The following is a 23,970-nucleotide window of genomic DNA, read 5'->3' as shown; positions in this document are numbered from 1 at the left end:
TCCTGCGAGACTCTCGGCCGGTCCAGGGATGCAGAAACGGCCCCGTGAGAACACGGGGCCGCCGGAAAAGTTTCCGCTATCAGCGTGCGGGCAGGTCCCCGGGCTCGTCCGGCTGGATATCCTTACCCTTTTCCACCAAGAGCGCCTGGCGCTCTTCGGCTTCGCCGCGGTAACGGACCTTGCGGATTCGACGGGTCATGTCGCGAATCAGGAAGATGGTGACGATGACAACGGCCGCAGTGGCCACAAAGCCGACGAAACCCGGGCCAATGGCCTGAGCCGCATCACCGACGGATTCTCCGGGAACCGGGGACGGACTGACAGAGGCTGCATAAAGCAGGAACGAATACACGCGCGAGGCTCTTTCTAGAAGTTGGCGACCGGAATCACCGGTACGGTACCTATCTTAGACCGGCAAACAGGTCGTTCTCTGGGAGTGTGGTCGGAACCGAAGACTTGATCATGGTGAAGTCCTCCCACGGCCACACCTTAGCTGTGATGGTTTCCGGGACGGCGAAGAAGAATCCGTTCGGATCAATCTGTGTCCGATGGGCCAACAATGCTTGATCACGCTTGGTGAAATAGTCGGCGCAATGGATTTGTGTGGTCGTGACGTGCGGAGTCACCCAACCGAAGAACTGCTCGTCGGGGTGCTCTTCCCATGCCTTCACGCGTTCGGCAAAGGGAGATTCCATGCCGGCTTCAAGCATGGCGTAGTGCAGGGTTTTGAAGCGTTCCGGAGCGAATCCGCGGTCGTAGTACAGTTTCGAGGTTTCCCAGCTCGGACCGAGTTCCGGAGAGCTCTGCTCATTCGCCGCGTGCTCGTAGGCGTACATTGCCACCTTGTGGGCCTGAATGTGGTCCGGGTGCGGGTAGCCGCCGTTTTCATCGTAGGCCATGATCACGTGCGGCTTGAAATCGCGGATCAACCGGATCAGTGGGGCTGCAGCCCGCTCCAGCGGCTGTAGCGCAAAGGCTCCGAAAGGTAGCTCCGGCAGCGGGTCACCCTCGGGCAGCCCAGAATCGACAAATCCAAGCCAGCGGTGCTCGATGCCCAGCACCGCTGCGGCCTCGGCCATTTCCGTGCGACGCACCCCAGCTAGGTCACGGTGGGCGTGAGCGAGTTCGCCCACCGCCGCGTTCAAGATGTCGCCGCGTTCACCTCCGGTGCATGTAGCAACCATGACGGTGGCCCCCGCAGCAACGTATGCGGCCATGGTGGCCGACCCCTTTGACGATTCATCGTCGGGGTGTGCATGAACAGCCAGCAATCGCAGGCCCGTTGAATCAGCGATGTGCTCCACGTTGTGCTCTTCCACGTAGGTGACTCCAACTTCCTCTTGCTCGGTGAAGGGTTCCCCTTAGCCAAGGCTTAGACTGGTAGGGATGATTTCCCGGCCACGACGCCCACGAATCGAAAGGGGCGCCAATGTCCAGCTTAACTAATAGGTACGGATCGCCCAAGCGACGCCTCACTAAAAGAACTCGCGCGACGCTCATCGTCGTCGGCTTGGCCGCTCTGATACTTGGTGCCCTCTATTTGACGTTCGCCAGTACGTCCGGCATGGACTACAAGGACAACTCCTTCGAGGTCCACTCCGCCACTAGCGCCACCGCAACCGTTGATATCTCCAAGGGTGCCAGCGCCACAGTGCTGTGCGATGTGCGGGCCCTGAATGAGTCGTACGCCATCGTTGGCTGGAAGACGCTCGTTCTTGGACCCACCGAGGGTAAGGGCATGACCACCACGCGGGTGGTCGTTGACCTGCGCACCGAAGCGCTCTCGACCACCGCCGGCATCGAGTCGTGCCGGCTCGCCAAGGACTCTTAGGCCGCGATCGAGCCACACATCTTCGGGCGCTGCAACTCCGCGAGCCGCGGAGACTCGCCGCTACGCCAAAAGCTCAACCTCTTGGGCAATTACCCAGTTGACGGCTAATATCTTTCTAATACGTTAATGCCCCGCTACAGACCGTGACGGACAAAGTTCTTCACCCACTGTGCGGGGTCTTTGCTTGCTAGATGTTGGACGCGTCATCGCGCGGGACCGTCACGGCTTGTTGTTCCTTCCCGGAGCAGCGGCCCCTGATAACACAAGGAGTACCCAGTGACCACGACAAATCACGAACCCGCTGATTGGCTGACCCAAGAGGCTTTCGACCGCCTCACGGCCGAACTTGAGCACCTCTCGGGGCCCGGCCGTGCCGAAATCGTAGACCGCATCGAGCAGGCACGGTCCGAGGGCGACCTCAAGGAGAACGGTGGCTACCACGCTGCCAAGGAGGAGCAGGGCAAGGCCGAGGCCCGCATTTCCTACCTCAAGAGCCTGTTGCGTCGCGCTCTGGTGGGTGCAGCACCGGCGGATGACGGAATCGTTGAACCCGGCATGTTGGTTGAAGCCATCATCGCCGGCGACAAGACCACCTTCCTCTTTGGAAGCCGTGAGGTCGCCGGAGATACTGACCTTGAGGTCTACTCGGAACAGTCCCCCATTGGTGCGGCAGTTCACGGCGTCAAGTCCGGCGAATCCGTCACCTACACCGCGCCCAACGGCAAGGAAATCACCGTAGAGATCGTTTCCTGCAAGCCATACAGCGCTTAGGCATTTTCGCCCGGTCCTCTAGCGGAGGCGGGGCACTTAGCTGGCCATCGATGTTTCGAGTTTTTCGTGGTTTTCCCTCTGGGGGAAACGTTGACGAACCGACCATCGGTGGCCAGCTGTCGTTAACCGGCAGCTGCGCACCACGGCGTTCATAAAAATAATGCCCCGCCGTTGCCCTGGCTCACCGACTGATTTCTCGATGGCTGGGGACAATGACGGGGCGTGATGTCCTGGTGAGGGAGCTTGAGACTTTTAGTTCATCACCATGGGTTGGAAGCCTTCGGCCCGCAGGTTGTTCAGAACCGCCTCCGAATGTTCGTGGCCCTTAGTTTCCATGTCGATGGTGATTGCCACATCGCCCATGGATAGCGAACCACCCACCCGAGTGTGGTCCAGTCGGGTAACGTTCGCGTCGGATTCGGCGATGACCCGGGATATTGTAGCCAGCTCGCCGGGACGATCATCAAGCATCATGCGCACCGTGAGGTAACGTCCCGCCGCGGAGAGACCACGCTGGATGACCTTCAGCATCAAGAGCGGGTCGATGTTTCCACCGGATAGGATGACAGCGGTTTTGGTGGGATTGATGCCCAATTCCTCGAGCTTGCCCTCCAACAGAGCTGCAACACCCACGGCACCGGCCGGCTCAACCACCAGCTTGGAACGTTCCATCAGGAACACCAAGGCTCGAGCCAGTCCGTCCTCGGAAACAGTGACCACTTCGTCAACCAGTTCGCGGATGATCTGGAATGGCAGCTGGCCCGGACGTCCCACGGCGATGCCGTCGGCGATGGTGCGCACGGTATCTAGCGGGACCAGGGCGTCGGCGGCCAGCGACGGAGGGTAGGCAGCGGCGTTCTCAGCCTGCACTCCGATGATCTTGATCTCGCGGCCAAGTTCCTTGGCGCGGCTCTTGATGGCCACTGCTACCCCTGCCAGCAGTCCGCCGCCGCCCACGCCCATCAATACGGTGTCGACGTCCGGCAGCTGGTCAAGAATCTCCAGGCCGATGGTGCCCTGACCGGCGATGATGTCTGGGTTATCAAAGGGGTGAACGAAGACCGCTCCAGTCGCCGTGGCATAACGTTCGGCCTCGGCGAGGGCCTCGTCAACATTGTGACCGTGGAGGATGACCTCGGCTCCGTGGTCACGGGTCGCGGTGAGCTTGGGCAGTGCCACGCCCAGCGGCATGTAGATGCGGGCCTTGATGCCCAGCCGACGAGCGGCCTGGGCGACGCCCTGGGCGTGGTTACCTGCGGAAGCTGCCACGACGCCACGGGCGCGCTCCTCGGCACTAAGTTTGGCCATGCGCACGTACGCGCCACGGACTTTAAAAGATCCCGCGCGTTGCAGGTTCTCGCATTTGAGGTACACCTCGGAGCCGATGGCAAGCGAAAGTGCCCGCGAGTGCTCCATGGGAGTACGGACGATGATGCCCTCGAGTAGGTCCCGCGCGTCTTCGATGTCTGACAGGCTCACCGGGAGTGTGGTCTTCTGGATCATGGGATGACTTTCTTCAGGGCGTGGGGTGCAAACACGCAAATGCATTCGGGGGCGAGTACCTATGGGCCAGGCCTTGGGCAATAACCAGTGGAGCGTTATTGCCGCGGATCAGCTGCCGGGTCCGGCTCTTCTCCATCAAGGTCGGCGGGAGCCGGTTCCGCAGTGCGGACCGGCTTGGTAATTCGTTCGCCCCCATTGGTGGCCATGGCCGCGGCGGCGGCCTCTGGGCCAAAGAGCGGATCGTGCTCCCAGCCTCGGTCGGCAATGTATTTGACCACGGTGTTAGCCACTGCCAACACGGGAACGGCAAACAACGCCCCTGCCACACCGGCGACGATCGACCCGCCGGTAACCGCCATGACAACCGCCAGTGGGTGCAAACTGACTGCCTTACCCATGATCAGCGGCTGGAGGATATGCGATTCGGCCTGCTGAACAAAGAGAACTATCAAGAGCATAATCATGGCGTTGACCGGGCCGTTAGCCACCAGGGCCAACAACACCGCTACTGCGCCGGTAAGCAAGGCACCGACCACGGGGATGAAGGAACCGACAAAGACCAGCACGCCCAGCGGGAGCGCTAACGGAACACCGAGAATCAGTGCGCCAACACCGATGCCCACGGCATCGATGAAGGCAACAAATACTTGTACGCGAACGTAGGTGACCATCGAGGTCCAGCCGCGGCGCATGGCGCCGTGCGCTGCCGGACGTGCTTTACGCGGCAGGATGTTGACGAAGAAGCGTCCGATCATCTGGCCGTCGAGCAACAGGAAAATCAGCGAGAAGAACACCAGAAGCATCCCGGCTGCCAGGTGCCCGAGGGTGGTTCCCCACGACAGAGCGCCGGAGAGGATGGAGGAAGAATTATCCTTGAGTTGATTCAACGCATCTTGGAAGAGCCCATCAATGTCTTGGTTGCTCAGGCCCAGCGGACCCGTCGAAATCCAGTTCTGGATTTGACCGATGCCGGTGAGCGCTTGGGCCCATAACGAGTTGAATCCCGTAGCCAGGCGATGACCGACCAACGACAGGCCCCCCACCACCAGACTCAGGAAGGCCAGCATTGTCACACCCACGGCGAGTCCCTTGGGGAAACGCAGGTTGCGGTTCAGGAACTTCACCACGGGGCTGAGCAGCCCGGCCAACAATGCGGCGATCATCAGCGGGATCACTAAGAGAGATACGTGCGAGAGCAGCCAAACAAAGATGCCAACGGCAATGACGATAACAATCAGTCGCCAAGCCCAGGAGGCTGCGATGCGCACACCGTAAGGCAAATCTTCGGCTTCAACCGGTTCGGCGTAGTCGATCATGTAGTCGTTCAGCACTGCTTTTGGTCCGGCGGATTCTGCAACTCGCTTCGCGGCCTCGGCCAGCGTCAGGCGATGAAAAAAGTTCGGCAGTTTCATAGCACTCCCCCACTTGAATCTGCGCATAAGCACCGCTGGTTCCTCTTTGCAGGTACTCTGCCTAACTTAGCCATGAACATACGGTATCCCTTGGAAGTTACCTGTGCGGCAAAGATGACGCCCATATTGCAGAAAAACCGCGGGGCAGTACCCAAATAATGGGTACTGCCCCGCGGTCACACAGCAAATTGACTAGTCGTCGCCACGCAGGATGGCCAGAATGCGCAGAATCTCCACGTACAGCCAAATGAGGGTCACGGTCAGCCCGAACGCCGCAGACCACGCCATCTTGGCCGGAGCGCCCTGGCGCACACCGTCGGAGATATTGGTGAAGTCAAGAACCAGCGCGTAGGTGGCCAGCAACACTGCCAGCACACCGATACCCAGGCCCAACAGGCCGCTGCGCATACCGAACATACCGTCGATGGTCCCGGTCATCATCAGCACGAAGTTCAGCAGCGAGAATACGCCGTAGCCGATCATCGCGATCATGAACATGCGGGTCATCTTCGGGGTTGCACGGTACTTACCGGAGCGGTAGAGGACCAAGGTCACGGCGAAGACCGAGAAAGTAGCGAGCACAGCTTGGACGGCAATGCCCGGGTACATGTTCTCAAAGAACCTTGAGAGGCCGCCGAGGAACAAGCCCTCAAAGCCTGCGTACAACATGATCAGCACCGGCGACGGCTGACGCTTAAACGAGTTGACCAGGCCAAGGACCAAGCCGACAATAGCGCCAACGAGCATTAGACCGGACATCTGCCAGCCAATGCCTGCACCAATGAGCACTAGGCCGAGGCTAAGCAGCGTCTTGTTGATGACATCGGCGTAGGTCATACGGCCGGTGTCCTGCGGCGAAGCAGACGGCTGCGAGTACATATCCTGCAACGCTTGCGAGCTCATCGGCTGAGCATAAGTCGTGGACGCGGCACCCGTTGCGCCGGCCGCACGGGTCTGCTCGCGGTAATTCTTGGAATTAAAGACCGGGTTTCCGCCCAGGGCCATGATTATTCTCCTCGGTAGGGTTGTCTACAAATAGCCTACGTTGGTTCAACGGTTGGCAGCGCCGAATAAATCCCATTCTGACTACATTTCAACAACTTTTCGTGCAATCAACGGTTTTTGAGAAGTCACTGCCGCGTTTCTACGCTCCCGGCCAGTGATTTTCCGCATCCATGCGGCTGATGGTGAATCAAAATGGCAGCGCCCGCCAAAAGCTGTCCGGGTTTTTCTCAAGGTCAGCGGGAAGCAGCTTCGATGCTCCCCCCATGCTCACGGGACTCATTTCGCTGCTAATATCAACTCAAAGATATTCCAACCAATGGAGTTAGTGTCGATGAAAAGGATATTCTCGCTTCTTTTGGCTTTGGCGCTGCTGTGCGGTCTTAGTGGCTGTAGTGCCGATGAACGTGCGGAGAGGATCTCCGCCGGGTGGACCGAGGCGTTGTTGACAGCTCCCGGCGTCATCAATGCACGGTCAAGCTATCACATCACCCCTGGCATGAGCCAAGGTGGCATGGTGCAGGTCACCATGAAGCCAGGCGACCGCACTCCGGAAGAGGTCATGGCCAATTCCATGCGCGCACTGGCACCGCTTTTGATCAAGAACGACAGGCGCTCTGCGGGTTTAAATTACTCGCTTGTTGTGGAGGGCTCAGATACCTTGGTCTATCCCGAGATCTTGGGTATCGATTCTCGACCGTCACTTCAAACGATTATTGATTACGCGGCAGAAAACCCGGCACCGTAGCCCAAAGTCGGCATGAGGGGCACGACAAAGGCTCCTACTCCCCCGTTATCACGGAGAAGTAGGAGCCTCATGTTTTGTACCCCCAGTGGGACTCGAACCCACAATCCTTTCGGAAGCTGATTTTAAGTCAGCCGTGTATGCCAATTCCACCATAGGGGCCTACATATCCAAGCCTACAAGATCGTTTCACTAGTAATGAAACGAGACGTCGGCGATTGCCCGAAATAGGGGCCGCACCACCAGTCGTTCCAACTCACGAACCGTGGCCTATCACTATTGGCCCGTGATCGTCGGTGCGGTGGTGCCGCCCCTACTTAGTGCAAATAACTATGCGCGCGGCTTCGGGGTCGCGGCTTCGACGAACGTAGCGCGCGGGGTCTCGAGGTTGTTCAGCTGCAGGGTGTCGCGCGTGAAGACCATCGCAACCATCCAGTCGCCCAAGACGCGGAACTTACGCTCGAAGGTCGGCATGGCCATACCGTGGTAGCCACGGTGTGCCATCCAGGCTGGCCAGCCCTTGAGCTTGATGCCGACAACCTTGGCCACGCCCTTGTTAGCACCGAAACCGGCAACTGCGCCGAGGTTCTTGTGCTTGTAGTTCTTGACCTGGCCAACACCGTAGCGCGTGGCGTACAGGTTGTGTGCCAGCAATTTGGCCTGGCGCACTGCGTGCTGTGCGTTCGGAACGCAGGTACCGTCGGGCAGGCCGCCGGTAACATCGGGCACTGCCGAGACGTCGCCCGCAGCCCAAGCACCCTCAATGGCAACTCCGTCTTCTCCGGTGATACGCAGGTCGGTTCCGGTCATGACACGACCGCGAGCTTCGATCGGGAAGTCGGTGGAGCGAACCATCGGGTTGGCCATGACGCCAGCGGTCCAGATCAGGGTGTCGGTCTCGAAGGTCTCGCCCGGAGACTTGTCTGCCATGTTCATCAACTGCATGACACCGCCCTCGGCGTTCGCCAGGGAGGTGTTCAGCAGGACCTCGATGCCACGGCTACGCAGGTGGTCAACAACCCACAGCGCCTGGTCTTCGGTGACCTCCGGCATGATGCGGCCCATGGCTTCAACCAGAACGAAGCGCAGCTCACCCTTGGCGATACGACCGTTGAGGTCGGCCGCGTGGCGAGCCATGTCCTCAATTTCGGCGATGGTCTCGATGCCGGCAAAGCCGCCACCGACCACGACGAAGGTCAGCGCGCGCTTACGCTCAGCGGCGTCGGTCATCAGCGACGCGGATTCGATGCGTTCGAGAACCTTGTTGCGCAGGGCAACGGCTTCCTCGATCGACTTCAGACCAATTCCCGCGTCAGCCAGGCCGGCGATCGGGAAGGTACGAGTCACTGCGCCTGCGGCCATAACAACGTCGCGGTACTGAAGCTCGAAGGGTTCTCCGACAACCGGCACAATAACTGCCTTGTTGTTCTTGTGATCAATGGCCGAAACGCGGCCGGTGATCAGCTCGGAATCCTTCAAGTGCTGACGGTGCGAGACAACCGCGTGACGGGCCTCGATCTGTCCGCCGGCAACTTCGGGGAGGAAGGGCTGGTAAGTCATGTAGGGCAAGGGGTCAACAACGGTGACGATACCGCCGTGCGCCTTAACCTTTTTCTGCAGCTTCATTGCGACGTAAAGTCCAACGTAGCCGCCGCCCACAACAAGAATGCGCGGACGATCGGAAAATTGTTCAGTGATAGGCATAGCTCCATTCTATCCCCAAAAACGTCGATTGTGAAAATCTTCACTAATGAGTTTTGAGCTCTAGAACACTCTCTTCAACATACGAGCGGAGCTTAGGAGTCGGAGCCAGATTCGGGCAGCTCATCAAAGATATCTTTTGCCCCACTCGAGCCCACCAAACGCAGTGCAGCGACGGAATCACTAGCGGTTGATGCGCTAATGGTGGCCCGGCGCCGAGTCCTGACGTAGTGCAATATCCCACCCAGGGCAGTGACGAACAGCAGCCCACCAAATCCCAGTACTAACAGCGGAGGAAGAGCCCCCAGACTCTGTTGCGGAGCTTGTGGCGCTGGTGCGGCGATGGATTTGATATCCGATCTCTCCGTTGAAATGCCCGGATCGGTGGTGGGCGAGGACAAGCTCTCCGGTCCCCTACGGTGTACCCGGATCCACTCGGTGATGGTGTTCATCGGGTTGGCTTCCACCTGCGGGACTTTAGCCGTTAATGCCGCATAAGCATCAAGGATGCCATGGCCATACAGGTTGTCAACGCCTGGCTGACCGGCAGGCCGCGCGGTGGCGAGAATCCTGTTGATAACCTCTGGAGCTTTCATCTGGGGATATTTAGAGCGGATCATTGCCGCGACGCCGGCGACCAGTGGCGCAGCACCGGAGGTACCCGACCAGTCGGCGTAGCCGCCGCCGGGCAGGCCACCGACCAAAGGATCGGCAGGGGCGGCAACACCGATACTGATGCCCTCGGTGGAGGAGTCAACACTGGCCTTGCCACTGCTGTCGATGCCCGCCACGGTGAGCACACCCGGGATCGTCGCCGGGGCTCCAACTTGCTGCATGCCGCCAGCACGATTTCCTGCCGCGGCCACGATGACCACGTCCTTGTCCTCGGCATATTTGAAGGCGGTGTCCCAGCTCGTTGGCCAATCTGGCTGCGTGGATCCCAAGGAAATATTGATGACCTTGGCTCCGTTGTCCACCGCCCACTTCACGGCGGTGGGAACCTGGTCTTCCACGGGGATTCCGGCGGGGTTCTCCGTGCCCATCCACAGCGACACCGAGAGGATTTCCGCTTCCGGAGCCACGCCCCGCATTCCGTCGGCGCCCGGACCAGGTTTCGGAATTTTGATGGGTTCGGGTTCCTTGGGCGGATCCTTCTCCTCTTTCACTGCCGTCTCGACCGCCTTCTCGTAGGCGATCTTCTGGGCTGCGGCATCGGCCTTGGCCTCCGCAATTTTGGCCTTGTTGTTGCCCCTGCCCGCCAAAAGGGTTGCCACCAGCGTTCCGTGTTCGGGCAATGTACCCAGCGGCTTGGAACCGTCCGCCGCACCGGCTCCGGAGACGTCTTTTCCGTTAGTGACCACGCCACGCAAATCCGGATGGCTGGTGTCGATGCCGGTGTCAATGACAGCTACCTTGACGCCCTTGCCCTTGGAAACCGTCCAAGCCTTGTCGATTCCCGAGGACTCGAGCCACCATTGACCATCACGGGCGGCGTCAGCCTGCGCCGCCGGTGCCATGGTGAGCACCATCGAGGAACAGAGCGCCAGGCTCAGAAGCGCGGCAGCAATGCGGCTCAATCGTTGGCTCAAGTTTTCTCCTGCGTTGACTATTAGACGGCGATGGGCCCAGCGGAGCTTAGCTCGTGGGCGCGAGGCCCAAGGCGATTCCGTCCAGAATATCGTGTTCGGATGCAGTGGCCGTGTTGATGGCCCCGGTAGTGGCAGTGGCCAAGCGTTCGAGGATGCATGCGTAAATCAAGGCACCAGCTGCAATAACATCCACCCGACCAGGATGCATGAATCCAAGTGAGGCGCGAGATTCACGGTCCGCGGCGAGTATCCAGGCAATGGCGTTTTCGAGCTTCTCGAATGCCACCTCGGCACCGTGAATCTTTGCCGATTCGTATTTTTCTAGTTCCAGCGCGGCGGCCGTGAGCGTGGTGATGGTTCCAGCCACTCCCACGAGGCGATCGACCCGGGAAAAATCAACCATTGTGGCAGCCTCGTCGAGAACCGCATTGATCTGGACGCGTGCCTCGGTGATGGTCTCGAGCGTGGGCTGTTCCGAACGCCAGAAGCGCTCGGTCAGTCGTACACTGCCCATATCCATACTGCACGAGGCGATTGGTCCACTCTGGTTGCCCAGAACAAATTCGGTGGATCCCCCACCCAAATCAACAACAAGAATGTTGCTACCCGGTTCCGGCGGCGCCACGGAGGTGGCACCGGCGAAGGACAAAGCGGCCTCCACCTGGCCCGGAACAACTTCCGGCTCAACTCCCAGCCGGGCGCTAACCCCGGCGACAAACTCGGCGCGGTTCTTCGCGTCTCGGGTTGCGGAGGTCGCCACGAAGCGGATCGCTTCGGCCCCGTGTTCGGCGATCAAAACCGCGTATTCATCGATCGCTGCGAAGGTACGGACGAGTGCCTCGGGAGCAAATTCACCGGTGGCATCAACCCCCTGGCCCAGACGCACGACGCGCATTTCACGCACCACGTCGGTCAGTGTTGGACCCGCTGGACTCTGCTCGACATCGGCGATGAGCAACCGGATGGAGTTGGTTCCGCAGTCGATCGCTGCGACACGCCTCATACTTCGGTGCCCTTGGGGGAAGCTGCGTCAGATTCCAGGGCTGCGGCCTCGCGTGCTGCGCGGGCTGCGGCACGTTCGGCCTTCTTGAGCGCCGGATCAATGGCCTGCGTCTTCACATGGCGTGAACGGTCCTGGCTCGGGGCCGGTGCCTGTGTGTCCCAGGCGCCGGTGCACCGGCAGATATCCTTGGTCCACCACTCGGCAATGTCTTCCAGTGCTCGATCGCCCAGCGGGTTAACACCCTTTCCGGCGGCCAAGGAGTGACCCACCAGAACGTGCAGGCACTTCACACGGGTGGGCATGCCACCGGCCGAAACGCCGGCGATCTCCGGGACCGGACCGGTGCCGGAGCGTTCGCCGATGGCCTCACGCACGGCCAGATATGCCTCATGGGCGTGCGCATAGGCTGCCGCCAGGTCGGTGTTCTCACCGAGTTCGGCGTTCATTTCGTTCATCAGGCCCGCGGCCTCGAGGCGTGAGACGGCAGAGGTGATGACCGGGTGCGTCAAGTAGTACGTGGTGGGGAACGGGATCCCGGAGGATAGTCGCGGCGCCGTGGTGGCTACCAATGGGTTTCCACAGATGCAGCGAGCGCCGATCTCCACCACGTCACGCACCGGGCGATTCAGCTGGCGCGAAAGCGTCTCCAGGTCCGATTCGCTGGGCACTCGGGCCGCAGCATCAAGTGCTTCGTGGTTTGTATTCTCAGCGTCCACGGTGGGGAGCTTCTCCTCGAGTCGGTGGGGGCAAGGCAGGGTGTGTGAAGCGGATCAGTCGGTGGCTGCGCGCTGCATCGAGTCAAAGAGCGCATCAACCCAAGGCAAATCCGTGCGGACTTCCTCGGGGCTCTGGTTCACTTCACCCTCGACATCATCTGCCGGTTGAGTGCCGACGACCATATAGTTTCGCTCGCCGGGCATAACCAAGTTTATCCGGTCGCGCGCCTGCTGTTTGATATACAACGGATCATCCCACCGGGCAATCTGGTCCTTGAGTGATTCCTGCTCGACCTGCTTGTCCTCGATGGAGGTTCGTAGCGCCGATATTTCGTCATGCTGGCGCGAATACGTACCAATACTGGGGACCAGTAGCACGGCGAATACCGACAGGGCAATGCTCAACGCCAGCAAGCGGCCAGAAAAACTCCGTGCCGGAATGGGCTTCTTGGGGCCACCGGGACTCTTGCCCGGGGCCTTCTTCGCCGACTTCTCGTCCTTGCGCACGGCACCGGAAAGCAGGTTCCGGTCTTCGATGCGCCGTTGTGAGGCGCTTGCCTTGACCTTCGGCTTAGCGGCTGGTTTGGCAGCCGATTTAGGTGCGGGCTTAGCCGTGACTTTCGGGCTGGAGGACGACTTCGGGCCGGAGGAAGGCTTGGCCGCAGCTGTCCGTTTCTGCCCGGGGGCCGTAGTTCCGGCCGATTTCACCGGGCCCAGCGGAATGACCTTGGCTCGGTTTTCTGCGGGGCGTGCGGCAGCGGTGCGTTCACGAGCCGGAGTTCCCTGAACTGAAGCTCGTCGTGCTGGATGCGCACCGCTCAGAGGTTCCTCGTTGCGCGGTCGCGCACGTTGCTGCGGGGCTTCGGAAGCTGCCGTCTTCTCGCCGGTGGCCTGTTGGGGGTCGTGACCCGACGCCCCAGAGCGTGGCATGGGGGGACGTCGCGCTGCCATTTGACTCCTTGCCCAGTTGTGCCGGGTTCCTGTCTCCAGGGCCCCATCGTGATCTTGGTGTTCACGAACTTTTTGCCGGTGATACACAAAAGCTCGTGGGGGAACCAAGAATAGTTCCCCCACGAGCCTACGTGTAATTAGGGCTGTTTATGCACCGAAACGCGGGAAGGCACCGGCACCGGCGTAAACCGCCGCGTCGCCGAGCTCTTCTTCAATGCGAAGCAGCTGGTTGTACTTGGCAACACGCTCGGAGCGGGCCGGAGCACCGGTCTTGATCTGACCTGCGTTGGTGGCAACACAAATGTCAGCGATCGTGGTGTCTTCGGTCTCGCCCGAACGGTGCGAGGTGATGGTGGTGTAGCCGGCGCGCTGCGCCATGGACACTGCGTCCAAGGTCTCGGTCAACGTACCGATCTGGTTCACCTTCACCAGCAAGGAGTTGGCGGTGGCCGTCTCGATGCCGCGGGCCAGACGCTCCGGGTTGGTCACGAACAGGTCGTCGCCAACCAGCTGGACCTTGTCGCCGATGGCGTCGGTGAGGGTCTTCCAACCGTCCCAGTCATCCTCGTCCAACGGATCCTCGATGGATACCAGCGGGAAGTCGGTGACCAGCTGAGCGTAGTAATCACTCATTTCCTGGGCGGTGATCGACTTGCCTTCGAACTGGTAGGTTCCGTTGTCGAAGAATTCCGAGGAGGCCACGTCAAGTGCCATGGCAATGTCTTCGCCCGGGGTGTAGCCGGCGCGAATGATCGCCTCGGTGATCAGTTCCAGTGCAGCGCGGTTGGACGGCAGGTTCGGCGCGAAGCCGCCCTCGTCGCCAAGACCCGTGGACAGGCCCTTTTCCTTCAGCACGGACTTGAGGTTGTGGTAAACCTCAACACCCCAGCGCAGGCCCTCGGAGAAGGTCGATGCGCCGATCGGAGCGATCATGAATTCCTGAATGTCAACATCCGAGTCGGCGTGCGAGCCACCGTTGAGGATATTCATCAGCGGAACCGGAAGAACGTGGGCGTTAGGGCCGCCGAGGTACTTGTACAGCGGCAGGTTTGCGGATTCCGCAGCGGCATTTGCCACGGCCAGAGAAACGCCGAGGATGGCGTTGGCGCCGAGCTTGGCCTTGTTGGCGGTGCCATCGAGGTCCAACATCACTGCGTCAATCGCACGCTGGTCGGTGGCGTCCAAGCCCTCGACAGCACCGGCGATGTCCTCAATAACTGCTGCTACGGCACCCAGGACACCCTTGCCCTGGTAACGCTTGGGGTCTTCGTCACGGCGTTCTGCTGCCTCAAAGGCACCGGTGGAGGCACCGGAAGGTACTGCTGCGCGGCCCATCGAACCGTCGGTCAGCAAAACTTCAACCTCAACGGTTGGGTTGCCACGCGAATCGAGGATCTCGCGAGCGTGAATGGCTTCAATCAATGCCATGGGAAGGTACTCCTTCAAGGTGTGGATGATAGTCAAACGTGAACTGCATGATGCAGGCGCCGTTGCCTGCCCCCTAGCCTAGCTTGCATGAGAGCTAGTTCACGAAGTTGTGTTGCGCGTTTTGGCCTAGGTGCGTCCAACGCGTTGTTGCACCACGGTTCGCAGGGCCCGCTCGGCGTCGAGCCCGCGTGCTGCTGCCGTGGCGCAGAGGGCGAGCAAATGCTCGCCCAGCTCCTGTTCATTTTTCGGAATGAACCCCGCGGGGGCCGCCGAATCGGGAACGGAATTCTTGGTGTTGTGCTGCCCTGATGTCTCGAAGATATCGGGCGTCTCGGTGATGGCCGCATGGCGACGTGTTCGTGAAATGAACATCTGGGCATAGTGCAGGGCCGGGAGATTGGCCGGCATCCCGGCGGCGGCCGAGGTGTTCTGCGGCTTCTCCGCACGCTTGGCCTTGTCCCAGGACTCGATGATCTCCTGGATCGAGCTCGGGAAGGACTCGCGCAGGCTGCCATCGGGGAAAAAGATGTGGGTATTTCGGCGAACCATCTTGGCGCTAAGGTAGCCGGCGATGGAATCAAAATCGAAGGAGTGACGCTCCGCGCCAATCGCGGCATGCAGCACCACCTGCAGCAGGATATCTCCGAGCTCTGCCTCAAGTTCGGTGTCCGGAGCATGCGTCTCGATGGCCTCGGTGAGCTCGTAAGACTCCTCCAGGAGGTAGGTCACCAGGGACTGATGACTCAGCGCCGCGGTCCAGGCGCAGTGTTCACGCAAGAGGGAAATGATCTCAACGAGTCGGTCGACCTGCTGGCTCATGGATGCCTTTCCCTGGTGCACGCCGCGCATCCGCCTAGACCTATCCGTTGCGGGATGACCTAGTGAGGCGCAAAATGATGCGGGCGTCGTTGCCCGCACCCAAGAATATCCGATGCATCCCGCGCCGCGTGGGGGCGACGGCTTTTAGCTGCGTCACAGTGCGGACCCCGGCACTGCTGAAAAAACACAAAAGCCGGTGTGTTGCTGCCCCAAGACGGGCACCAACACACCGGCAGTCGGTGAACTACGACGCTAAGGACTAGTCCTCGTCGTCGTCCTCATCTTCGATGCCCTCGTACTCAAGGTCATCCTCGTCCTCGTCGTTCAGCGCGTCGTAGGCCTCGTTGATGAAATCAACCAGTGCTTCGCGTTCCTCCAACGGGAGGAACGCTGCCTCGGCGGCGTTCAGGGTGAGGTCAAGGATGTCTTCGAGGTCGTAGTCGAAGGCCTCCACCAGGAGCTCAAATTCGTCGGACAGGGTGGTGCCGCTCATCAGCCGATTATCCGGGGAGATGGTGACGTTGAATCCGGTCTGCACCAACAGATCCACGGGGTGGGTCTCGATGCCCTCGCCGAAGGCGGCGGTAGCGCCGGTCTGCAGGTTGGAGGACGGGCAGATTTCCAGGGCGATGCCGCGATCGCGAACCCAGTTGGCCACCGGGCCGAGGTTCACCAATCCGGTGTCCTCATCAACCTCTTCGCCGTCGTCATCAATGCCGCCGTACTGGATCTCGATGTCTTCGGCGATACGCACGCCGTGGCCCAGGCGCTGAGCGCGACCCACCAGCAGTGCGTCCTTGATGGAATCCAACCCCGCTGCCTCACCGGCATGGACGGTGGTGGGGAAGAAATTCTCGGCCAGCAGGTCGAAGGCTTCCTTCAAATTCGAGGGCGGGAAACCGTCTTCTGCACCGGCGATGTCGAATCCAACCACGCCGCGCGAGCGATGACGCAGGGCCAACTGAGCGATCTCGGTGCCACGATCAGCGTGGCGCATGGCGATCAGTAGCTGACCGACCTGGATCGGGGTGCCGGCCTCGGTGAGCCGCAGCGAAGCTTCTTCGAGTCCGTCCTGAACAGCCTCCACCACGTCGTCAAGGGAGAGTCCCTCACGCTGGTGCTGTTCCGGAGCCCAGCGGACCTCGGCATAAACCACACCGTCGTCAACAAGGTCTTCAACAAATTCGCTAGCTACCCGACGCAGCGCGTCCTTGGTCTGCATCACGGCAATGGTGTGGTCAAAGGTTTCCAGGTAGCGCTCCAGCGAACCGGAGTCGGACGCAGCCCGGAACCAGGCGCCAAGTTCCTCGGCGTCGGTGGAAGGAAGTTGGTGTCCCGCTGCTTCGGCCAGCTCGATGATGGTTTGCGGGCGCAATCCCCCATCTAGGTGGTCATGCAACGAAACCTTGGGCAGCGCCCGGAAGTCGAAGGAAGGGTCATAGGCAAGGTGAATCAGCTCGTCAGTCACCTGCCCAGCCTATCGGGGCAATGCGGCTTCCGACAGTGGGTAGGTGCAGTGTTGGACCAAATGTTCACCCAAGGCCGTGCAGCTGTTCTACTGGCCGCCGGGCCCGAGGCCCAGTTCACCATTTTCGTCGCCCGGAACTCGCACCGGGCGATCGAGCGTACCCGTCTGCGGGATACCGTCGCTGGTCTGTCCTCCACCGTGGCTGCGACGTCCGAGCCGGACCAATATGGCGTGGCTGAGCTTGTCGATCAGTGTTCCCATCACAATTGCCAGAGCGACCGAAAGGATGATGCCTAAGAGTTGGTTGTCGTGGAACCAGGCACCTGCCACCACACCGATGGCCACCGAATAGCTGGCCCAGGTCAGGCAGCCAATAACATCAAGCAGGGTAAAGCGGCGCAGCGAGAATCCGGTGGCGCCGGCACTGAGGTTTACCACCACACGCCCGATGGGCACATAGCGGGCGGTAAAAATGAGCATGGCCCCGCGCCGGTTCAGCTCGTGCCGGGCAAAGGCAAAGAGCTTTTGGGTGCGCGGTCTGCGCATCCACCCAAAACGTTCGGTCCCGATCCGCCGACCCAAGCGGTAGGCCACCTGGTCTCCCACGATCGCCCCGACGGCACCGGCCAGGATCAGCAAGTAGACATTCGGGATCCCGGTCCCCGCTGCAACAACGCCCAGTGCCACCAGCAACGTCTCGGAGGGCAGGATCGGTAAAAATCCGTCGATGAAACAGAATAGGCACACCACCGGAAGGATCCACCACGCATTTGCCGCGTGCACGATGGCTTCATTGATCAGGTCCACTCACAAACCGGCTTTCCATAACGGTGATGTGTGCTCCGGGAAGAGATAGCCGGTGCACACAAGCGTGGTCCCAAGAGCCACGTGACTCTTATTCTCCCGCACTTTGTGTACCCGGCGCATCATTCCGCAGGCTGAATAGTGTGGCGCATCCCTCCTCCTTGCGGATCACGGAGGGATGGTTGTTCACCGCTTTAGGAGGCATCGATGCGATCGAGCACCAGACTCATCTCCGGACGGCTGCCCTCCGGGGAGATGGTGGCCGCCCCGATCAGCAAGTCTCGTGCCCGCTCGAAGCGCTCCGGCGTGTCGGTGAGCATCGTGGCCAATGGTGCACCACGGCGCACCACATCCCCGGGCTTGGCGTGCAATCGCACCCCGGCACCCGCCTGCACCGGGTCCGCCCGGCGGGCACGCCCGGCACCCAAGCGCCACGCCGCAACGCCCACATCCATCGCATCTAGGCCGGTGAGCACCCCATCGGCTTGGGCGTAGATCGTTTCGGATTCCTTGGCCACCGGCAGCGGCGCGTCGTTGTCCCCGCCCTGGGCGGAGATCATGGCACGCCACTTATCCATGGCTCGGCCGTCTTTCAGGGCGGCCTCCACGTCAACATCGCGCACCCCGGCGCCCTCAAGCATCTCGGTGGCTAGCCTGATGGTCAGTTCCACCACGTCCGCCGGTCCCCCGCCGGCGAGTACCTCCAGGGATTCCTGGACCTCGATGGCGTTGCCGGCGGTGAGTCCCAGCGGGGTGTCCATATTGGTCAGCAGTGCCACGGTGCGCACCCCGGCGTCGGTGCCAAGGTTCACCATGGTGCGGGCCAATTCCCGGGCGTCCTCAAGCTTTTTCATGAAGGCACCAGAGCCGACCTTCACATCCAAGACCAGGGCACCGGTGCCCTCGGCGATCTTCTTACTCATGATCGAGGAGGCGATCAATGGGATCGACTCCACCGTGCCGGTAACATCGCGCAGCGCGTAGAGCTTCTTATCGGCCGGGGCCAGGGAGGCGCCGGCGGCGCAGATGACCGCGCCCACTTCGGAAAGCTGAGCCATCATCTCCGCGTTAGACAGCTCGGCCCGCCAGCCGGAGATTGATTCGAGCTTATCCAGCGTGCCACCGGTGTGTCCGAGTCCACGGCCCGAGAGCTGCGGGACCGCCACACCGAAAACGGCAACCAATGGGGCCAGCGGCAGGGTGATCTTATCCCCCACACCGCCGGTGGAGTGCTTGTCGGTGGTGGGCAGCGCCAACCCGGCCGGAGTGCGCAGCGTGGAGAAATCCATGCGCTCCCCCGAATTGATCATGGCGGTGGTCCAGCGCGAGATCTCCGCGCGGTCCATGCCGTTGAGCAAAATGGCCATGTTCAGCGCCGCCATCTGTTCCTCGGCGATGACACCACGGGTGTAGGCGTCGATGGTCCAGTCGATCTGTTCTGGCGAAAGGGTGCCGCGGTCGCGCTTAACGCGGATGATGTCAACGGCGTCGAAGGTCTCGGTGCTCATGAATGCTCCGTTTCTGTAAAAAAGTTGCCCCGCCGCGCCATTCTGTGGCGGGCGGGGCAGATGATTTATAGGTTGTGCGGGCCGAAGGCGTCGGGAAGCACCTGGTCCATGGACATGATGCCGCGTGGGGTCATCAGGCTCATGTTCTCACCGCGATGCTCGGAGAGCAGCTGCCGGCAGCGTCCGCAGGGCATCAGCGCGGTGCCGCTGGCATCCACGCAGTAGAACGCGTGCAATTTACCGCCTCCGGTGGCAAAGAGTTCACCAATCATCGAGCATTCGGCGCACAGCGTCACCCCGTAGGCGGCGTTCTCCACGTTGCAGCCGGAGATCACCCGTCCGTCCTCGGTCAGCGCCGCGGCGCCCACCTTGAACTTCGAATATGGTGCGTAGGCGCGGTCTCTGGCCGTGATGGCGGCCAAGCGCAGCACCTCCCAAGCTGCTTCATCCACGGGCGGCAGGGAACTAGTCGCATCGGTGATCACGCTAGGCCTAGCCCTTCACATAGGGTTCGCCGGCGGCCGCCGGGCCCCGTGATTTACCGACCAGCCCGGCCACGGCGAAGATGGTGACCACGTAGGGCAGCATCGCCATGAACTGGCTGGGTACGGCGGTTCCCGCCTGCGCCAGAACATATTGCAGGTTGGTGGCGAAGCCGAAGAGCAGGGCGGCGAAGAACGCGCCGAGCGGGTTCCAGCGGCCGAAAATCAGCGCCGCCAAGGCGATGAAGCCCGCACCGGCAGTCATGTCTCGGGAGAACTGGCTGACCGAGACCAGCGTGTAATAGCTACCACCCAGTCCGGCCACGGCACCACCGATCAACACGTTGATGACGCGGGTCCGATTCACATTGATACCCACGGTGTCTGCAGCCTTGGGGTGCTCACCCACGGCACGCACCCGCAGTCCCCAGCGCGTCTTGTACAGCGCAAACCAGACGATGGCCACGGCAACGAACATGAGGTAGCCCAGCAGGGTCTGACGGAACAGCAACGGTCCCAGGATGGGAATGTCGGCCAGGCCGGGGATCGAGAAGCTACGCAGCCGCGGCGGGGAATTGAGCGCGTCGGCGTTCGGAGCCAGCAGCGTACCGAACAAGAACGCCGTTAGACCCGATACCAGCACGTTGAGCACCACGCCCACGATGATTTGGTTGACCAGATACTTGATGGCGAACAGGGCCAGCAGTGCCGAAACCACCACACCGCCGACTGCTGCGCAGATCAGGGCCACATAAACGTTCTGCGTGATCGATCCGCCGACGGCTGCGGCGAAGGCACCAAGCAGCAGCTGACCTTCGATGGCAATATTCACCACGCCGGAGCGTTCGGACAAGACGCCGGAGAGCGAGCCGAAGACCATCGGCAGGGCCAAGGCGATCGAACCGCCCAGGAGTGTGATCAGGGAAATGTTCGGGTTATTCGCCGAACCCACCACCCAGATCAGGAAGGCCATCAGGAAAGCCAGGCCGTAGGTTAAAGCCAGCCAGCCAGGGTTCTTCCGCCCGGCGCGCAGATTGAGCCAGGCATACACGGTGGCTGCCACCAGCAGAGCCGCCAGTACCCAACCGGCCGCCGCCGAGGGGATCGCCAGCGGCGGTAATTCAACGGCGTCCCCGGCAGAGGAAAGCCTGAAGGTGGCCAACGCCGAGGGGGCACCGATGGCAAAGAACAGCAGTGCGATTAATGCGCCGATCCCGTAACCGATCACGGGTTTCCTATCGCGCACCAAGACCGGGACGACGGTTCCGGTGTTTTTGCCGGAGGCGCGGTGCCCGGGGGCAGCGTGAGTTGATTCGGTGGTTTTCACAGGGTGCTCCCGGAGGTGACGGTGCCGCTCGGCGGGGTCGGTGTGGTGTTCTTGGAATCATCGGCTGCTGCCGCGCGTGCCTTGCGGGCGTTCATTCCGAAGATCGAACGCACCAGCGGCGGCGCCGCAATGAAGAGCACGATCAGTGATTGAACCACAAGCACAATGTCGATGGGTGTGCCGGTTTGAGTTTGCATGGCCACGCCGCCGGCGCGGAAGGCACCAAAGAGTAGGGCAGCTACCAGTACACCCAGCGGGCGGGAACGGCCCAGCAGTGCAACGGTGATGGCGTCAAAGCCGATACTTGCCGCCACACCGCCCACCACAAAGTGTTCGGTGCCGCTGACTTGGGATGCTCCGGCCATGCCGGCCAGAGCACCGGCCAGCACCATGGCAAGAATTGTCACGCGGGTGGTATTGATGCCCGCGGTGCGTGATGCCGAAGGGTTGGCGCCCACTGCCTTGAGTTCAAAGCCGAGGGTGGAGCGTTCAAGCAGCCACCAGACGCCCCACGTTGCCAGCAGGCCAAGGATGAGTCCGAAGTGAACCCGGAAGTCGGGTCCGAAGATCAGCGGGTATTTTGCCGAATCGTGAATGATCTGACTGACCGGGTCGTTGGAACCGGGGCGTTGCATCATCGGCGTACTGAGCAGGAAGGCCAACAGGTATACGGCCACGTAGTTGAGCATGATGGTCACGATCACCTCGTGGGCACCGGTGCGAGCCTTGAGCAAGCCCACGATGCCGCCCCAGAGGGCGCCACCGAGTGCCGCGGCAAGAACCACCAGTAGGATGTGAAGCGGCCACGGCAGGTTCAAGGTGAAGCCAATGTAGCCGGCGAGCACAGCACCGATAATCAGTTGACCCTGGGCACCAATGTTGAACAAACCGGCCCTGAAGGCCAGAGCCACACCCAGCGCCGCAGTGATCAGCGGGGTTGCCATGGTCAGGGTTTCGGTGATCGGTTTGATCATGCCGGTGAAGGATTCGGCCTGATAGTTGAAGATGGCGCCGCGGAACATGGCTGCGTAGGCACCTGCCGCTGCCTTCCATGCCGCGCTGAGGGTGTCGCCGGGGGCGGCAAAGAGGTACTTTGCCGCTTTGGCGGTCTCCTCATCGGTCACGGCGATCAAGAGTCCACCGACGATCAGGGAAAGCACGATGGCGAGCAGCGACACCAAGAAGAATGAGCCGCGCAGACGCGTCCCCAGGGTGGTGTTGTGTTTCTTTATGGTGCTGGTCATGCGATGCCTCCCGGCAACGTCGGTTCGTCTTTGATCGTGGTCGGAACCTGCTGCGCAGCGACCTCGGCGAGGGCTTCTTCGGCATTTGCCCCGGCCATCATCAGGCCAAGAATATCGCGGCTGGTGTTACCCGGCACGATGCCCATCAATTGCCCGTGGAAGAGCACAGCGATGCGGTCCCCAAGCTCCATGACCTCATCGAGTTCGGTGGAGACAATGATGACCGGGGTGCCGGCATCGCGTTCGGCCAAGATCCGGCGATGCAGGAACTCGATCGAGCCGACGTCCACGCCGCGGGTGGGTTGGGCAGCGATGAAGAGCTTCAGCGGGCGTGAAAATTCCCTGGCCAAAACGATCTTTTGCTGGTTGCCACCGGAGAGTGTTGAGGCGAGGGCCTGCGAGGACCCTGCTCTGATGTCGTATTCGGCAACTTTTTCCTTGGCGTTGGCGGCAATCGCCGGCAGCTTGAGTGCCACGCCCTGAGCCATCGGCGCGTGGTCGTAGCGGTTCAAGATCAGATTCTCGGCGATGGTGAAGGAAGAGATCAGCCCGTCGGTACTGCGATCTTCTGGGACGTAACCAACACCGGAATTGATGATGTCCTTGACGTTACGGCCTAGCAGTTCAGCGCCGCCCAGCAAGATGGATCCGGTGGCCTTGTCTTGCAGCCCCATGATGGCCTCAACAAGTTCGGTCTGTCCGTTTCCTTGGACACCGGCAACGGCGAGGATTTCCCCAGCATGCACGTCGAAGGACACCTGATCAACCGCGGGGATGCCGGTTTCGCTCAGGACGTTGAGCCCGCGTACCTGCAAGATGGCATCTCCGGGGATGGCCGGGGTGCGACCAAGGGAGAGATCCACGGCTCGACCGACCATCAGCGATGCCAGTTCGGTGGCGGGCGCATCCGGGTTCGCGGTGCCCACGACCTTGCCACGGCGAATCACGGTGATCTTGTCCGAGACGGCTTTGACCTCCCGGAGCTTGTGGGAAATGAAGATGATGGAGGTTCCGGAATCCGTGAGCTGGCCAATGATGGAGATCAGCTCGTCGGTTTCCCGAGGAGTCAGCACGGCTGTTGGCTCATCCAAGATCAATAGGTTCGCCTTGCGAACCAGAGCCTTGATGATTTCAACTCGTTGCTGGACGCCTACCGGCAGGTCCTCAACCAGCGCGTCGGGATCAACGTCGAAGCCGTAGCGGTCGGAGATTTCCTTGATCGAACGGCGCGTTTCCTCGAGATTCAGGATGCCGCCGACCCCGGTACTTTCGTTGCCTAGGGCAACATTTTCGGCAACGGTGAATACTGGAATCAGCATGAAGTGCTGATGCACCATGCCGATTCCTGCCGCCATGGCATCGCCGGGGCCACGGAAGACTACCGGTTTCCCGTCCACCAAGATCCTGCCCGCAGTGGGCTCGTAGAGCCCAAAGAGCACATTCATCAGGGTCGACTTGCCAGCACCGTTTTCCCCCAGCAGACAGTGGACCTGTCCCGGTTCTACGACGAGATCAACACTGTCGTTGGCCACGAATCCGTCAAAAGACTTCGTGATCCCTTGTAATTCCAACTTCATTCCGTGTTCCGCCCTTGGAAGGTGGGTTGCGTGGTTCGTTTTCAGCTTACCGATGAGGCGGCTTTGGCCGGGAGGGCGCAGCCCTCCCG

The 23,970-nt window shown here is 61.0% G+C and carries 22 protein-coding genes and 1 tRNA gene; 3 read left to right on the top strand and 20 right to left on the bottom strand.

Going from position 1 to position 23,970, the window contains the following annotated elements:
• Positions 1-79 precede the first annotated feature (79 nt).
• Together HED64_RS11975 and mca are read right to left on the bottom strand one after the other, a co-directional pair.
• The gene (locus HED64_RS11975) at positions 80-352 is read right to left on the bottom strand and encodes a hypothetical protein (protein WP_168152226.1); all 273 of its coding nucleotides are present in this window, start codon (positions 350-352) and stop codon (positions 80-82) included.
• Positions 353-401: 49 nt separating this feature from the next.
• Positions 402-1,319: a mycothiol conjugate amidase Mca gene (mca, locus tag HED64_RS11970; protein WP_342590713.1), complete on the bottom strand. Its 918-nt coding sequence runs from the start codon at positions 1,317-1,319 to the stop codon at positions 402-404.
• A 110-nt stretch (positions 1,320-1,429) separates the two neighbouring features.
• Between mca and HED64_RS11965 the strand changes: the two genes are divergently transcribed.
• Together HED64_RS11965 and greA are read left to right on the top strand one after the other, a co-directional pair.
• Positions 1,430-1,831, top strand: coding sequence for a DUF4307 domain-containing protein (locus HED64_RS11965; protein ID WP_168152225.1), 402 nt, complete (start codon positions 1,430-1,432; stop codon positions 1,829-1,831).
• A gap of 276 nt (positions 1,832-2,107) precedes the next feature.
• Positions 2,108-2,602, top strand: a complete 495-nt coding sequence (greA, locus tag HED64_RS11960; protein ID WP_168152224.1) for a transcription elongation factor GreA — start codon at positions 2,108-2,110, stop codon at positions 2,600-2,602.
• A gap of 252 nt (positions 2,603-2,854) precedes the next feature.
• Here greA and ilvA read toward each other — a convergent pair whose 3' ends face one another.
• The 3 genes from ilvA to HED64_RS11945 form a co-directional block, all read right to left on the bottom strand.
• Entirely contained in the window at positions 2,855-4,105 is a 1,251-nt protein-coding gene (gene ilvA, locus HED64_RS11955) for a threonine ammonia-lyase (protein ID WP_168152223.1), read from the bottom strand.
• A 95-nt stretch (positions 4,106-4,200) separates the two neighbouring features.
• On the bottom strand, positions 4,201-5,421 hold the full coding sequence (locus tag HED64_RS11950; protein ID WP_245325960.1) for an AI-2E family transporter: 1,221 nt from the start codon (positions 5,419-5,421) through the stop codon (positions 4,201-4,203).
• Between the two features lie 288 nt (positions 5,422-5,709).
• Complete coding sequence (locus tag HED64_RS11945; RefSeq protein ID WP_132362011.1) at positions 5,710-6,522, bottom strand: Bax inhibitor-1/YccA family protein; 813 nt, start codon at positions 6,520-6,522, stop codon at positions 5,710-5,712.
• A 154-nt stretch (positions 6,523-6,676) separates the two neighbouring features.
• Here HED64_RS11945 and HED64_RS11940 point away from each other — a divergent pair, with 154 nt between their 5' ends.
• A complete protein-coding gene (locus HED64_RS11940; RefSeq protein ID WP_168152221.1) occupies positions 6,677-7,267 on the top strand; it encodes a hypothetical protein in 591 nt (196 codons plus the stop codon).
• Between the two features lie 77 nt (positions 7,268-7,344).
• Here the strand turns inward: HED64_RS11940 and HED64_RS11935 are convergent.
• The 15 genes from HED64_RS11935 to HED64_RS11865 all read right to left on the bottom strand — a co-directional run bounded on the left by HED64_RS11935 (position 7,345) and on the right by HED64_RS11865 (position 23,881).
• Positions 7,345-7,426, bottom strand: a tRNA-Leu gene (locus HED64_RS11935).
• 168 nt (positions 7,427-7,594) lie between these two features.
• A complete protein-coding gene (locus HED64_RS11930; RefSeq protein WP_168152220.1) occupies positions 7,595-8,968 on the bottom strand; it encodes an NAD(P)/FAD-dependent oxidoreductase in 1,374 nt (457 codons plus the stop codon).
• A 92-nt stretch (positions 8,969-9,060) separates the two neighbouring features.
• Positions 9,061-10,554 carry a S8 family serine peptidase gene (locus tag HED64_RS11925; protein ID WP_425351798.1) on the bottom strand — a complete coding sequence of 498 codons (1,494 nt, stop codon included), beginning with the start codon at positions 10,552-10,554 and terminating at the stop codon, positions 9,061-9,063.
• 46 nt (positions 10,555-10,600) lie between these two features.
• Positions 10,601-11,557, bottom strand: coding sequence for a Ppx/GppA phosphatase family protein (locus tag HED64_RS11920; protein WP_168152219.1), 957 nt, complete (start codon positions 11,555-11,557; stop codon positions 10,601-10,603).
• Positions 11,554-12,273: a DUF501 domain-containing protein gene (locus HED64_RS11915; protein ID WP_168152218.1), complete on the bottom strand. Its 720-nt coding sequence runs from the start codon at positions 12,271-12,273 to the stop codon at positions 11,554-11,556. Before HED64_RS11915 ends, HED64_RS11920 begins: the two co-directional genes overlap by 4 nt.
• A gap of 54 nt (positions 12,274-12,327) precedes the next feature.
• On the bottom strand, positions 12,328-13,224 hold the full coding sequence (locus tag HED64_RS19685; RefSeq protein ID WP_245325948.1) for a septum formation initiator family protein: 897 nt from the start codon (positions 13,222-13,224) through the stop codon (positions 12,328-12,330).
• A 147-nt stretch (positions 13,225-13,371) separates the two neighbouring features.
• Positions 13,372-14,652 carry a phosphopyruvate hydratase gene (eno, locus tag HED64_RS11905; RefSeq protein ID WP_132362023.1) on the bottom strand — a complete coding sequence of 427 codons (1,281 nt, stop codon included), beginning with the start codon at positions 14,650-14,652 and terminating at the stop codon, positions 13,372-13,374.
• A 126-nt stretch (positions 14,653-14,778) separates the two neighbouring features.
• Positions 14,779-15,471, bottom strand: coding sequence for a MazG nucleotide pyrophosphohydrolase domain-containing protein (locus HED64_RS11900; protein WP_168152217.1), 693 nt, complete (start codon positions 15,469-15,471; stop codon positions 14,779-14,781).
• Positions 15,472-15,730: 259 nt separating this feature from the next.
• Positions 15,731-16,939 carry an adenosine deaminase gene (locus tag HED64_RS11895; protein ID WP_168152216.1) on the bottom strand — a complete coding sequence of 403 codons (1,209 nt, stop codon included), beginning with the start codon at positions 16,937-16,939 and terminating at the stop codon, positions 15,731-15,733.
• Positions 16,940-17,026: 87 nt separating this feature from the next.
• Positions 17,027-17,746 (bottom strand): DedA family protein, encoded by a 720-nt coding sequence (locus tag HED64_RS11890; protein WP_168152215.1) that lies wholly within the window; start codon positions 17,744-17,746, stop codon positions 17,027-17,029.
• Positions 17,747-17,937: 191 nt separating this feature from the next.
• Positions 17,938-19,251, bottom strand: a complete 1,314-nt coding sequence (locus HED64_RS11885) for a thymidine phosphorylase (RefSeq protein ID WP_168152214.1) — start codon at positions 19,249-19,251, stop codon at positions 17,938-17,940.
• Positions 19,252-19,316: 65 nt separating this feature from the next.
• Complete coding sequence (locus HED64_RS11880; protein WP_370630947.1) at positions 19,317-19,736, bottom strand: cytidine deaminase; 420 nt, start codon at positions 19,734-19,736, stop codon at positions 19,317-19,319.
• A 7-nt stretch (positions 19,737-19,743) separates the two neighbouring features.
• Positions 19,744-21,060: an ABC transporter permease gene (locus HED64_RS11875; RefSeq protein WP_425351797.1), complete on the bottom strand. Its 1,317-nt coding sequence runs from the start codon at positions 21,058-21,060 to the stop codon at positions 19,744-19,746.
• On the bottom strand, positions 21,057-22,304 hold the full coding sequence (locus HED64_RS11870) for an ABC transporter permease (RefSeq protein ID WP_168152213.1): 1,248 nt from the start codon (positions 22,302-22,304) through the stop codon (positions 21,057-21,059). The genes HED64_RS11875 and HED64_RS11870 overlap by 4 nt, the downstream gene beginning before the upstream one ends.
• Positions 22,301-23,881: an ABC transporter ATP-binding protein gene (locus HED64_RS11865; RefSeq protein ID WP_168152212.1), complete on the bottom strand. Its 1,581-nt coding sequence runs from the start codon at positions 23,879-23,881 to the stop codon at positions 22,301-22,303. Before HED64_RS11865 ends, HED64_RS11870 begins: the two co-directional genes overlap by 4 nt.
• Positions 23,882-23,970 lie beyond the last annotated feature (89 nt).

The sequence above is a fragment of the Paeniglutamicibacter terrestris genome, assembly GCF_012271785.1.
In the GTDB taxonomy this organism is placed as follows: domain Bacteria; phylum Actinomycetota; class Actinomycetes; order Actinomycetales; family Micrococcaceae; genus Paeniglutamicibacter; species Paeniglutamicibacter terrestris.
This window is presented reverse-complemented; position numbering and strand designations above follow the sequence as displayed.

Bases quoted from the DNA above. Each gene is read 5' to 3' on its own strand.
- HED64_RS11930 (WP_168152220.1), bottom strand. From the start codon at position 8,968: ATGCCTATCACTGAACAATTTTCCGATCGTCCGCGCATTCTTGTTGTG.
- HED64_RS11950 (WP_245325960.1), bottom strand. From the start codon at position 5,421: ATGATCGACTACGCCGAACCGGTTGAAGCCGAAGATTTGCCTTACGGT.
- eno (WP_132362023.1), bottom strand. From the start codon at position 14,652: ATGGCATTGATTGAAGCCATTCACGCTCGCGAGATCCTCGATTCGCGT.
- HED64_RS11945 (WP_132362011.1), bottom strand. From the start codon at position 6,522: ATGGCCCTGGGCGGAAACCCGGTCTTTAATTCCAAGAATTACCGCGAG.
- HED64_RS11965 (WP_168152225.1), top strand. From the start codon at position 1,430: ATGTCCAGCTTAACTAATAGGTACGGATCGCCCAAGCGACGCCTCACT.
- HED64_RS19685 (WP_245325948.1), bottom strand. From the start codon at position 13,224: ATGGCAGCGCGACGTCCCCCCATGCCACGCTCTGGGGCGTCGGGTCAC.
- HED64_RS11865 (WP_168152212.1), bottom strand. From the start codon at position 23,881: ATGAAGTTGGAATTACAAGGGATCACGAAGTCTTTTGACGGATTCGTG.
- ilvA (WP_168152223.1), bottom strand. From the start codon at position 4,105: ATGATCCAGAAGACCACACTCCCGGTGAGCCTGTCAGACATCGAAGAC.
- HED64_RS11870 (WP_168152213.1), bottom strand. From the start codon at position 22,304: ATGACCAGCACCATAAAGAAACACAACACCACCCTGGGGACGCGTCTG.
- HED64_RS11885 (WP_168152214.1), bottom strand. From the start codon at position 19,251: ATGAGCACCGAGACCTTCGACGCCGTTGACATCATCCGCGTTAAGCGC.
- HED64_RS11920 (WP_168152219.1), bottom strand. From the start codon at position 11,557: ATGAGGCGTGTCGCAGCGATCGACTGCGGAACCAACTCCATCCGGTTG.
- HED64_RS11900 (WP_168152217.1), bottom strand. From the start codon at position 15,471: ATGAGCCAGCAGGTCGACCGACTCGTTGAGATCATTTCCCTCTTGCGT.